Origin of the sequence: Moraxella sp. CTOTU47724, from assembly GCF_032014955.1 — a bacterium.
GTDB classification, from domain to species: Bacteria; Pseudomonadota; Gammaproteobacteria; order Pseudomonadales; family Moraxellaceae; genus Faucicola; species Faucicola tetraodonis.
Map to the genome: position 1 here is coordinate 1 of NZ_DALZSV010000062.1, position 11996 is coordinate 11996.

Below are 11996 nucleotides of genomic sequence, written 5' to 3' on the forward strand. Positions count from 1 at the left end.
TCATCTAGGCTGTGTTTTGGGTTTGATTCTTTCATATAGCTATAATACTATATTTGATGGGTTTGGTATAAGAAGGTAGTGGCTTGAAAAGTATGCTGACTAAAACATGAATATGCTAAAAGTTAGTAAATCAAAGCTTTCAGAGGTCAATTGATATTATAAGTTTTTAAATAACATACTTTTCAAACCACTACCAAAAAAATTAGGATTTACTAGTCGCCGCTTTGCTTTCCTCATCAGTTGGGGCAACTAAATCATATTGTTTCATTAATTGATCATATTTACCCGACGCTTTAATTTTGGACAAACCTTCATTAATTTTATTGTAAGTCTCAGTATCACCTTTTCTGACAGCGATGCCACCAAGAATCGGGATGAACTTATCTGTACTTGAAATCATCACTCGATTATTGAGTTTTTTGACCGCTTCTTTGGCAACCCCTACATCGTCATACTGGGCATCAACTGCACTCGATAATAACGCCTGTATAGCTTGCGGTGACGTTTCGAATTCTTTGATAGTAATGGCAGGTTTTCCTTTGGACTCACAGCTCTCTTTGGAAAACTGTTGAATTTGCAATGGGTAAATGGCACCTTTTTGGGTAGCCACTGATTTGCCACACAGCTCATCACGTGTCTTCGGTTTAAAATCCCCCTCTGTCCTTACTAATAGCGCTTCATATGTTTTAAAGTAAGGGATCATATCGACTTTTTGCAATCTTTCAGGCGTAATATATAAACCAGAAATAATCGCATCAAACTTTTTACCATCTAGACCTGGAATTAGATTTGAAAAGCGAGTATCTATATAATTTGGTTTTGTACCATTCTCAGCTAGAATCGCATCCATGATATCAATATCAAAACCTTTAGGTTGATTATTTTCCATATATTCAAACGGTGGAAAGGTAATATCACTACCCACTATCATTGTGACTTCATTTGCACCATTTGCTTGTGTAACAGATACAGGGGTAGATGACTCAGAGTTATTTGCTGCACTATTGTCAGTTTTTGTTTGCTCCGCAGATTTGCTACAACCTATTAATGATGTACTAACTAAACATATTGCCAATAATTTTCTACCAGAAAAATTTTTCATCGCTGTTATTTTCATGACAAACTGTCTCCTTTAATAAAATGATATAGTGAAAACATATTAAATTAAGTTTTCATATTCGTAGGTAACGTATTCGCTAACGCATGCTATGATTTGATGATTAGCTATAAGTAATGACTATGATGATAGTTATACAAAAAAACTGAGCTGTAAGCAATTTTGAAAAAATGATTCACTGCTACTGTAAATCCTATTTAATTATCGTCATTTATTCCTAGTTTATTCGCTATAGTAATAATTCCTTTATCTAAATCTTGATAGGAGTAAACGTATGAATTCATTAAACAATACCTTGTTAATTGATGAGCAACAATCCCGCATCAATCTTGCTGCCTGTTTTCGTTGGTTTGCTAGACTCAATATGCATGAAGCAGTGGCTAATCATTTTAGTGCCTCTGTGTCTGCTGATGGCAAAAAATTCTTAATCAACCCAAAATGGCAACATTTTTCTACCATCAAAGCTAGTGATTTGATTCTTTTAGACGCCGACGATCCAAGTGAAGAGTTAATGGAAAAAATCGACCCAACGGCGTGGGCAATTCATGGTCGGATACATAAGCTACGTCCTGATATCAAATGTGTGTTGCATCTTCATCCCATCTATGCAACAGCGATATCGACGCTAAAAGACCCAACTATTAAACCGATTGATCAAAATACTGCACGTTACTTTAATCGAGTATCGTATGATATGTGCTATCAAGGTATGGCAGACTCTTTGGCAGAGGGTGAGCGGTTAGCAAATTTATTGGGTCAACATACTCGGTTAATGATGGGGAATCATGGTGTTTTAATTGGTTCTCATAGCATTGGCGTTGCCTTTGATGATATGTATACCATTGAACGTGCTTGCCAAATTTTGGCAACAGCCTATTCAACTAACCAGCCCTTGAATATTTTGGCTGAAAAAACAGCTGAGAAAACAGCTAAAGATTGGGAGTCAATTGAAGATTTCAGCGAAGCCCATTTCGAAGATGCTAAAAAACAATTGCTGATACAAGAGCCTGAATTCGCTAAATAACTTAAACACAGTTAATATTTCAACATTTAGCAGACCAAGTTTTTCGGGCAGCCTTGTAAGTAAGCACAAATATTTTCTTCAATTTCGATGACTAAACGATGTTGTGCTTCTTGGCTTGCCCAAGCGACATGGGGAGTTATAAGTAAGTTGGGTAATCTAGTAGTTATCATGGGATGATTTATCGCAGGTGGTTCTTGAGTTAAGACATCCGCAGCATAGCCTCCTAGATCACCTGTTAATAGTGCATGGATGACAGCATTTTCATCAACCAGTCCACCTCTGGCAATATTAATTAACAAGGCATGCTTTTGTAGCATTAATAACGTTTCTTCATCAATCAAGTGATAAGTATCTCCATTTAACTCACAGTGTAATGAAATAATATCTGCTAGCTGAATAGCTTGCAAAAAAGGTATATAACCTTCTCGACAATGTATCGCATTTTTACGTTCACTAAATATCACATTTATACCAAATGCCTTAGCCTTATTGGCCAGTGCCTTGCCACTTGTGCCACTACCAATAATTACCAAGGTCTTTTGATACAACTCATAAATTGGCGTTTCTAAATAACAAAAATTATCACATTTAGACCATTTGCCACTCTTTACTGCTTCATCGTAGCCACTAAAATTTCTAATTAAATTTATCATTAGCATAAAGGCGTGTTCTGCTAAGCTATGAGATGCATATTCTCTGACATTGCATAGATGAATGCCTTTGGATTGAAGCAGTTGAATGGGTTGTTTATCGTAGCCTGTTGAGCATAAAGCGACTAATTGAAGTTTAGGGTTGTTGGATAAAACTTGTGGTGTTATACAGAGGTCATTAAGAATTATAATCTGTTGGTTTTCGACATCCGATTCAAACTCAGATTGCGAGAGATGGTTAAATTGGTTAAAACTAATAGAGCAAGGTAACGATTGTTTATCAAAATTCAGCGAGCGAATGAGAGAATTTTTTTCCGCAAAAGTGATATTGATTGTTTGTGACATTTAGTTTCCTTATCTGTATGAATCTTAGTGTTGAAAAACTAAGATTCATACCTTGATGCGAATCAATGTTTTCTAATAAATTGTTTAAATCGCTCATTTTGGCTATGTTCTAACTCATTAGGTGAACCTTGCTCAACAATGTGCCCGTCTTCCATAAAAATCACCCGGTCAGAAATTTTGAAAGCAAAATTCATTTCATGCGTTACAATAATCATCGTTAAGCCCTCTTTTGCTAGCTGTTCCATAACTTTTAAAACCTCATTGACAAGTTCTGGGTCTAACGCTGAAGTTGGTTCATCAAACAAAATAATGGAAGGTTGCATCGCCAAAGCTCTAGCAATCGCCACACGCTGTTGTTGGCCACCAGATAATTGATGTGGGTATTTATTAGCATGAAGCTTCATACCGACTTTGTCTAGCATAGCGATAGCGGTAAGCTGGTTAATTCCTTTATCATTCATGCCATGATATTCAGGGGCTAGCATCACATTTTCCAAGACAGTCTTATGAGGAAATAAATTAAAACTTTGGAACACCATGCCAACATGAATAATTTGTTCTTTATATGCTGATGAGTTTTCTGTTAATGTTTGGTCTTTTAAGAATGGTTTACCCATTAAATTGACTGTGCCTTTGTTCAAACTTTCCAAACCATTTAGCGTGCGGATAAATGTCGTTTTACCAGAACCTGACGGTCCAATAATCGAAATAACTTCACCCCACTTAACATTCAAATCAATACCTTTTAGAACTTTATGATCACCATAGGATTTATGAATATCAATGGCCTCTAAAGCATAATCACCAATTCTTTCATTGTTTAAGAATTCATAATTAGCTAGAGATTTATTGGTGGTGGGGATAGGTATTTCATCTTCTTTTAATAAAGGTGGGTTCCTATGGGTGATATCAATGAATTTTTCGAATTTACCAATGAGCCAACCAAACACTGTCACGATAAGCACGTAAAAGAATGCCACGGCTAACATGGTCTCTAGAACTAGGAAGTTTTGAGTGTAGAGACGTTGTCCAACGAGTAGGATCTCGTTCAGTGATATGACTGATACTAGCGACGTCAATTTAACAATCGTAACAAATTCATTGCTTAAGGTAGGCAGTGAGATACGTAATGCTTGGGGTACAACAATTAAACGTTGGATTCCCGCAGTTTTTATACCTAACGCTTTACCTGCCTCTATTTGACCTTTGTGAACTGAGTTGAGTCCACCACGATGAATTTCTGCGATATAGGCAGCTTCACTTAGGGTTAGTGCAATGAGGCCAGACAAAAAAGAAGAAGCTAAGATAACACTGGTTTGTGGGAATACTTGTGGCATATTATAGATAAATACCAATAACACCAAGAGTGGTAAGCTACGAAAAAACCAGATATAGCCGCCACTTAAAGTAGAAATGATTTTGATTTTAGACTTTTTACCCAGTGCCAATAAAAATCCTAAGACGATGCCTAATATCCAAACCAATACACTAAGTTCAATCACTGTTAAAGTGGCTTGCCAAAAGTCTTTATTTTTCAATAGACCAAATGTATATGCCCAATCAAAATGCATTACTTTCTCCTCTTTTTATAAAATCCACGTTATAGCAGTGTGGATAACAGTTTTTGCAAAAACACATCACATATCTCAAGCTGGGCGATGCTAACATGTTCATTGGGTTTATGAGCGACTTCAATCGTTCCTGGTCCGCACACAACAATTGGACAATGCATTTGTTGTTTAAATAGACCACCTTCTGTGCCGAAGGATATTTTGGTCGGCTTAGACGGAGTTGATAATAAGCCCTGCACCATTTGTACTGCATCCTCTTGGCATGACGTGTCTAAACCTGGATATTGATTAATATTTTCTACATGAATTTTTGCAATGGATGCTTTTTTTGAATAGTTTTCTAAGATATGTTGCTGGATCTGTTCAATACTATCTTGAGTGACATTACGAATTTCATAATCTAGCTGACAAAGATTTGGCACAATATTTAACGCTTTTCCACCATAAATTTTCCCCACATGAATAGTGGAATAAGGAACATCAAACCCTAAGTCTTGGCTACCGACATTGGCTAAATACTCTTGAGATTCGATTAGGCTTTGCACAAACTGTGTGGCGGTATGAATGGCATTATCAAAATTTGGGGCTAAGGCTGAATGCCCTTCTTTACCAGAGCAGAATACTTGAAATACCGCTTTACCTTTATGCCCAGTAGCAACCTCCATCATGGTAGGTTCGCCAATGATGGCAAATATTGGTGGTATAATTAAACTTTCTAATTTGGTTAAAATACTTCTGACACCAACACAACCTATTTCTTCGTCATAAGACAAACATAAGTGTAAAGGACGTTGTAGTTGTTGCTTAGATGCTTTTTTAAACATAACCAAAGCACAGGCTATAAACCCTTTCATATCTGCTGTACCACGACCAAAGACGAGATTATCTTGAATCGTCATACTAAAAGGGTCAGTTCGCCAATTCTGCCCTTCTACAGGCACTACATCAGTATGACCTGACAAAAAAATACCTGCTTTATCTTTAGGTCCTGTGGTTGCAAATAAATTAGCCTTGGTTTTTTGCTCATTGAAATCTAGAGTAATCTCAATGTTTGAGCTTGCTAGATACTCTTTAATATAGTCAATGAGTAATAAATTACTTTTATAAGAAGTCGTATCAAATGCGATTAGTTTTTCTAGCACTTCAAGATATTCTGTTTGATATTGCATTAGTCACCTACTTCTATTGACTGATTTTTGATATGCGCTTGTGAAAAATAGGCAACACTCATCCCTGGGATATATTGATTTGAAATAAAAGCCTGACACCGACTAATAAACGCTTGACATATCTTGCCTATATTGGCGTTAACGGGTGTTGCAATCCCTATTTTCATGGGTCGTACATCGCCTGAAATTCTTACCATCACAAGCTTCTTGCCATCAGGCGAATAATCCATTTTTGGACGAACGTTTAAAATGGTATAACCAATATTATTTCCCACCATTGAACGAATTACATCAACATGTTTTGACGTTTCAACAACATTGGGCTGTAGTTTTTGATGGCGAAATAAAGACAAGAAGTAATCATTACTGTAAGGCATATCTAACAATATCATGGGATAGTCAACCAATTCCTTGAGTGTTACTGCCTGTTGCTTTGCCAATGGGTGTGATTCTGCAAGCAAAACATAGGGGGGTAAATCTGCTAGTGGCATAAAGTTGATATAATTACTATCAATATGTAAATCATATAACAATGCCACATCTAAGGTATTCTGCATCAAATCTTGGGTAAGCGCTTGATGATCATCAATCACAGTTTCCAAATTAACTTGTTTGTATAAATTTGAAAAACCATGAATAATTTCTGCATAAATCATGGGTGCAAAAGCGGAAAAGCACCCCACCTTAAGCGTGCCCCGCATTGCCCCTGAAAAATCAGCAGATAATGCGTAAAGTCCAGATGATTGACTTAAAATCACCTTGCACGCTTGCTTTATTTGTTCACCAATGTCTGTCAAAACCAAACCTTTGGCATGTTGTCGAATAAATAACTGGACGTTTAATTCACTTTCAATGTGTGCAATTGCCGCAGAGATAGAAGGTGAAGACACATGAATCTTCTCAGAAGCAATAATGATACTGCCACTTTCGGCTACTGCAACAAAATACTCCATTTGGCGTAACGTTATTCGACTTAACACAATTAACCTCATTTAACAGATGTTATAAATCACCTGGTACACCATAGCTTGGCGAAACTGTTGGGTTTAACGCTCTCATGACATAATCGTTGATTTGTGGCTCATAGATTTGCCAAGCCTGTTCTAAATCTTCAATAGGCGTCTCTGACCAATCAATACGGAGGTCGATGATAGGCCATGTCATCTTATCAACCACTAACAGTCCTGCTGAATGTACAGGTCCTGCTTCGCCACCTGCTTGGTAACCTGCAACCAAACTATCAAGTAAACGTTTTCCTAGATTACCTTCACTTTTTTCAAAAGTATCAAGCATAACTTTAGGAATCTCTTGATTAGCCAAGAGATTGCCAGCACAGGCTGCTTCTTTACCTTTAACAGCATTAAATATGCCAAGCGTATGCTCTCCACTGAAAACAAAAGGTTCATCTTGACCATTTAATGCCATTAGCTGGCGATATTGGATAAAATTGGTACTTTTAACCAACTCTGCACCAGCGTCGGTCGGTGTAAGATTGTATTGCATCATCTCTAACAAAACCTGCGAGAGATTTGGATCAGTAATATTTTGGCTGGCTACAACGCCGATACCAGTTTTTGCACGGATACAGCGTGATGCTACAGCAGGAGATGATGAGCTAATAGATGCTCCAAATTGCCCCGTTTTTGGGCATCTTGCAACAATAGAAAAAGTCATAGAAGTATCCTTATTTAGATATTAGTCTGGAATAACCGCTGTTGCATCAATCTCAACAAGCCATTCTGGTCTAGCCAACGCCGATACCACAATGCCAGTAGAAACAGGGAATACCCCTTTTAGCCAGTTACCAACTACTCGGTAAACCTCTTCACGATAACGTGGATCAGTAATATAAATCGTGATTTTACAAATATCTTCTAACTCACCACCTGCCTCTTGAAGCAACATTTGAATATTATGCATTGCCTGTTCAGCTTGCCCTTTGGCATCACCAATACAGACACTTTCACTCGTGTCTAGGTTTTGCCCAATCTGTCCACGCAAAAATACAGTACGACCTTTTGCTACAACGGCTTGACATAGGTCATTATCGAGATTTTGTTCAGGATAGGTATCTTTAGTATTAAAGGGGCGGATGCGTGTATGTTTCATTATTTACCTCTTTTCTTGGTTCTAAAAACTAAAAGATGGTTGAAATACTGGTAATAACCAGTAATCAAACTGTTGAAATTTAGTATGCCCTAAATGTGTGAGATAACAATTTGAATTTTCCTTTGCACTGATTCGGTTATTCCATATCGCTAGTAATTAGAATTTCTTGAATCAATCGTTCGTATGATACGATTTTCAATTTTTCGACAAAGAAACTATTATTCAACTTGTATTTATACACAGTGTATGACTGTGATATTTTTAAATATTGCTTGTATGTTTTTTACAGAAGGGAGCGAATCATGACTAATAATATAACGAAAACGGATACTCTCGTTATTGGTGCAGGTCAAGCTGGTATTGCAATGAGTGAGCATCTGGGCAATCTAGATATTGACCACATTGTTTTAGAAAAAAATAGAATTGCAGAAGCTTGGCGGTCCAGACGATGGGACTCTTTAGTTGCTAATGGTCCTTGTTGGCACGATAAATTTCCTAATATGGATTTTCCACATAATCCAGAAACATTCGTGTCCCATAACGAAGTGGCGGACTATTTTGAAAGTTATGCCAAAAAAATTAAAGCCCCCATTCGCACGGGTATAGAAGTGTTAAAAGTAGAAAAAATCCCTAGTAATATGGGCTTTAATGTCCACACAACACAGGGTGATTTTATAGCAAACAATATTGTCATTGCTACAGGTCCTTTTCAAAAACCTGTTATTCCACCTATTGCACCAAATTGGAAAGATTTGTATCAGATTCATTCAGATCAATATAAAAATCCAGAACAACTACCAGAAGGCAATGTATTGGTTATTGGTGCAGGGTCATCTGGTGTGCAAATCGCTAAAGAATTGAATAGCTCTGGTAAAAAAGTATTTTTATCGGTGGGTCCACATGAACGACCACCTCGCCGTTATAGACAGAGAGATAATGTTTGGTGGTTAGGTGTTTTGGGAACGTGGCAAGAAAGTACTCCGCCACAACGTCCCATCAAAGGTTTTGCGGTAAGCGGTATGAATGGTGGAGAAACTGTTGACTTTAGAAAGTTGGCACATGATGGCATTACCTTGGTTGGTATGACAGATAAATTTGAAGATAATAAAGTGTATTTTCACAATGACTTGGTTGATAACGTTACCAGTGCAGAAGAAAACTATTTAGCCACTCTCGAAGCAATGGATAAATATATCGAAGCAAACGGATTGGATTTACCTGAAGAACCAGAAGCCAAGGTTTTTCTACCAATACCAGATTCAATTTCAAACCCAATTACTGATCTTGATTTTGACAAAGATAATATTACAAGTGTAATTTGGGCTTCTGGTTTTGGCTTTGATTATCATTGGTTGAATTTTGATATATTTCAAGAAAACGGCGCACCTAAGCATAATAAAGGTATCACAGATGAGCCTGGCATTTACTTTGTAGGCTTGCCGTACTTATCAAGTAAAGGCTCTAGTTTTATTTGGGGGGTATGGCATGATGCTAAACGCATTGCTGACTATATTGATATTCAACATCAATATCATAACTATCAACCACCTCAAGTAGAAAAATCTTCTTCTATTTAAATCCTGTGTATTTTCTAATAGGATTCTTATAATATCAAAGGTTGATCACATGAAAACAATATTAACATCCACTATAGAAGAGAAATGTGCTTGGTTCGGCAGTGAAATTTCCCATAATAATGATTGGATAATTAAGTTTGATGATTATTTATTGTCAGTTTTGGATGAAGCACTTCAGCATATCACCAATTTGGGGAAAAAAGCTCCTCACTTTAATAAAGATGATATACATATTAAAGATGAAAAATTTTTAAATTTTATTGAAGAAATATCGGATCAACTTGAGAATGGCTATGGCTTTATTGTAATAAAAGGCTTAGATGTCAAACGATTTAATGAAGATGAGCTTATAGATATTTATTATATTTTGGGCTTATATTTAGGCATACCTGTAACTCAGAATATGCAAAATCAACTCTTAGGCTATGTAGAAAATGTCGGGGATATAAAAAACAAACAAACGAGAGTCTATCAAACAAATGCTAATTTACCCTACCATTCTGATATGTCAGACGTTGTAGGCCTTTTATCTATAAGAAAAGCAAAAGAAGGCGGGGAAAGTAGTTTAGTAAGTTTTGCAACAGTTTATAATATAATTTTAAAAGAATATCCAGAGTATCTAGCCTACTATTATCATCCAGCCTATTATAATCACCTTGGTGGAGATGAGCCCTCATTAAGTCCTATATTTAGTTATTGGAAAGGCAAGCTAGCATGTCGGTATCTAAGACAGTATATTGAGGTTGGTCATGAAAGAAAAAATATTCCATTATCTAGAGTTCAAATAGATGCACTTAATATTTTTGAGGAAATAAGTCACCAAGACAATTTAAGAATCGATATGATGTTGGAACCTGGTGATATACAGTTATGTAATAATTATATTGTGATGCACTCTAGGACCTCTTTTTTAGATTATGATGAGAAAGATAAACAGCGTAAACTAGTGAGATTGTGGTTAAAAATGCCTAACGCAAGGAAATTAGCTCCTGATTTTCCTGGCAGAAATGGCTTTTCTCAGGAGTAAAATGAAATGAGGGTTTAGTAGTTTTCAAAAAACTGTGTCATTCCCATAAACTGTCAAATAAAACAGGAATTAGACCATGCGAAACTTTGACTTTAACGAAGCCTTAAAAGCGATTCGATCCGACAATCCCGGGACGGTTCAGTGATGGGGTACTAGCCCAATCATGAAATAACTAACCGAAGCAGCACCATTGGCTGAAATAGACAGCTATCTGGAACAGAATCCTACAGGTAATCGCCGTAATGGCTACAGCAAAAAGACGGTAAAATCAGCTGAACCCTATAAAGTACTCCCCAATGTTTAGACCCATCAATTACCGCCATCAAGTATACAAAGCCCTTGGCTAGGCGAACGTAGGTGATATCCGTACGCCATACCTGATTACATCGTGTAATGGGCAAACTCATCTCGGGGGTGAGCTTGGTTTGGTGCTTTTTAATCAGTCATTCAGGCATAGCCTTCGTCTTGCGCGCGGGCGAAGCAGTGCTTCGCTATTTCCTCAGACAATGCCCTAGCTGAAAGTGTGAATAGACTATACAAAGCGGATGTGATTAATTATTTAGGTAGTGGTTTGAAAAGTATGCTGAAACTGGGATTGTTGCTAACTGAACCGTCCCGGGATTGTCGGAGACTTCAACATTTGAGAGAATACCGACATGAAAGCAAAAAAATACTGAAATTATTCAATTTTGTTTATCAAATTTACCCCAGCCTTCTTTAATTCCCCTTTTGCCGTCACATACTGATATAACGTACTACTTGGGGCCAGCACAGAATTGGGGAAAAATAGGGCAGTAAGGAATTTTTTTCGACAAATTAAGTCATTAAAAACAACGACTTATATTTTCATGCTTTATTTTTTTGTCAGAGATTGCTAATACGCAATTTAACTAAGGAGATTTTAATAAAGTTATTTAATAACAAATACATAGGATTAAACAAATTGGCTGTGGTATAAAAAGTATGCTCACTACACCCAGCCATAATTGACATAGTGGAACAGTAAATCAAACGCTTTAAAATGATTTGCTAGCTTTTTCGAAAAACAGCTTGTCTTTCGAAAGACTCGCCTAAGCCTTTGCCTAAAACGATTGTTGTTCCCTTCAATATCAACCGTATGGTATTTACCCACCTTTTTAAAATCAAAATCAAAGGCGGTTAAAAAGCTATCCCAGTTATCACAGCAGACATAGCCAAAATCAACACCTAATTCATCAAGCTTGGCTCGTAGCTGTTTGGTTGTCTTTAAGTTGCGTTTGCCCCATATGAAAGCGACAATCTCACTGGTATCTGGGTCATAGGCATAAACAAGCCATACCTTGTTTTTCTTATGCCCCACATATGTCCAAAACTCATCCACTTGCAGTTTTCGGTAATAGCGTCGTTTAGGTTTTATCTCATAATTGG

The 11996-nt window shown here is 37.0% G+C and carries 11 protein-coding genes and 1 pseudogene; 3 read left to right on the plus strand and 9 right to left on the minus strand.

Annotated features, from left to right (window positions below; genetic code table 11):
* Positions 1-202: 202 nt before the first annotated feature.
* Entirely contained in the window at positions 203-1117 is a 915-nt protein-coding gene (locus RTR63_RS10180; protein ID WP_312524066.1) for an ABC transporter substrate-binding protein, read from the minus strand.
* Between the two features lie 274 nt (positions 1118-1391).
* Between RTR63_RS10180 and RTR63_RS10185 the strand changes: the two genes are divergently transcribed.
* Entirely contained in the window at positions 1392-2141 is a 750-nt protein-coding gene (locus RTR63_RS10185) for a class II aldolase and adducin N-terminal domain-containing protein (protein WP_160001188.1), read from the plus strand.
* A 26-nt stretch (positions 2142-2167) separates the two neighbouring features.
* Here RTR63_RS10185 and RTR63_RS10190 read toward each other — a convergent pair whose 3' ends face one another.
* The 7 genes and pseudogenes from RTR63_RS10190 to RTR63_RS10215 all read right to left on the minus strand — a co-directional run bounded on the left by RTR63_RS10190 (position 2168) and on the right by RTR63_RS10215 (position 7985).
* Positions 2168-3136 (minus strand): NAD(P)-dependent oxidoreductase, encoded by a 969-nt coding sequence (locus RTR63_RS10190; RefSeq protein ID WP_312524067.1) that lies wholly within the window; start codon positions 3134-3136, stop codon positions 2168-2170.
* A 62-nt stretch (positions 3137-3198) separates the two neighbouring features.
* Complete coding sequence (locus RTR63_RS11870) at positions 3199-3945, minus strand: amino acid ABC transporter ATP-binding protein (RefSeq protein ID WP_472796589.1); 747 nt, start codon at positions 3943-3945, stop codon at positions 3199-3201.
* A 117-nt stretch (positions 3946-4062) separates the two neighbouring features.
* Positions 4063-4707: pseudogene (locus tag RTR63_RS11875) on the minus strand (amino acid ABC transporter permease); the annotation flags it as partial.
* Positions 4708-4736: 29 nt separating this feature from the next.
* Positions 4737-5876, minus strand: coding sequence for an acetylornithine deacetylase (argE, locus tag RTR63_RS10200; RefSeq protein WP_312524069.1), 1140 nt, complete (start codon positions 5874-5876; stop codon positions 4737-4739).
* The gene (locus RTR63_RS10205) at positions 5876-6829 is read right to left on the minus strand and encodes a LysR family transcriptional regulator (RefSeq protein WP_312524070.1); all 954 of its coding nucleotides are present in this window, start codon (positions 6827-6829) and stop codon (positions 5876-5878) included. The genes argE and RTR63_RS10205 overlap by 1 nt, the downstream gene beginning before the upstream one ends.
* A gap of 49 nt (positions 6830-6878) precedes the next feature.
* Positions 6879-7550, minus strand: a complete 672-nt coding sequence (locus tag RTR63_RS10210; RefSeq protein WP_312524071.1) for a DUF1028 domain-containing protein — start codon at positions 7548-7550, stop codon at positions 6879-6881.
* A gap of 21 nt (positions 7551-7571) precedes the next feature.
* Positions 7572-7985 carry a RidA family protein gene (locus RTR63_RS10215; RefSeq protein ID WP_204155512.1) on the minus strand — a complete coding sequence of 138 codons (414 nt, stop codon included), beginning with the start codon at positions 7983-7985 and terminating at the stop codon, positions 7572-7574.
* A gap of 302 nt (positions 7986-8287) precedes the next feature.
* Here RTR63_RS10215 and RTR63_RS10220 point away from each other — a divergent pair, with 302 nt between their 5' ends.
* Both RTR63_RS10220 and RTR63_RS10225 read left to right on the plus strand, forming a co-directional pair.
* Positions 8288-9562 carry a flavin-containing monooxygenase gene (locus tag RTR63_RS10220; RefSeq protein WP_312524074.1) on the plus strand — a complete coding sequence of 425 codons (1275 nt, stop codon included), beginning with the start codon at positions 8288-8290 and terminating at the stop codon, positions 9560-9562.
* Between the two features lie 49 nt (positions 9563-9611).
* Complete coding sequence (locus tag RTR63_RS10225; protein ID WP_312524076.1) at positions 9612-10589, plus strand: TauD/TfdA family dioxygenase; 978 nt, start codon at positions 9612-9614, stop codon at positions 10587-10589.
* A gap of 970 nt (positions 10590-11559) precedes the next feature.
* Here RTR63_RS10225 and RTR63_RS10230 read toward each other — a convergent pair.
* On the minus strand, positions 11560-11996 hold a 437-nt coding region (locus RTR63_RS10230; protein ID WP_312524077.1), incomplete at its 5' end, for an IS1 family transposase.

Coding starts and splice junctions, on each gene's coding strand:
- RTR63_RS10180 (WP_312524066.1), bottom strand. CDS start 1,117: ATGAAAATAACAGCGATGAAAAATTTTTCTGGTAGAAAATTATTGGCA.
- RTR63_RS10185 (WP_160001188.1), top strand. CDS start 1,392: ATGAATTCATTAAACAATACCTTGTTAATTGATGAGCAACAATCCCGC.
- RTR63_RS10190 (WP_312524067.1), bottom strand. CDS start 3,136: ATGTCACAAACAATCAATATCACTTTTGCGGAAAAAAATTCTCTCATT.
- argE (WP_312524069.1), bottom strand. CDS start 5,876: ATGCAATATCAAACAGAATATCTTGAAGTGCTAGAAAAACTAATCGCA.
- RTR63_RS10205 (WP_312524070.1), bottom strand. CDS start 6,829: ATGGAGTATTTTGTTGCAGTAGCCGAAAGTGGCAGTATCATTATTGCT.
- RTR63_RS10210 (WP_312524071.1), bottom strand. CDS start 7,550: ATGACTTTTTCTATTGTTGCAAGATGCCCAAAAACGGGGCAATTTGGA.
- RTR63_RS10215 (WP_204155512.1), bottom strand. CDS start 7,985: ATGAAACATACACGCATCCGCCCCTTTAATACTAAAGATACCTATCCT.
- RTR63_RS10220 (WP_312524074.1), top strand. CDS start 8,288: ATGACTAATAATATAACGAAAACGGATACTCTCGTTATTGGTGCAGGT.
- RTR63_RS10225 (WP_312524076.1), top strand. CDS start 9,612: ATGAAAACAATATTAACATCCACTATAGAAGAGAAATGTGCTTGGTTC.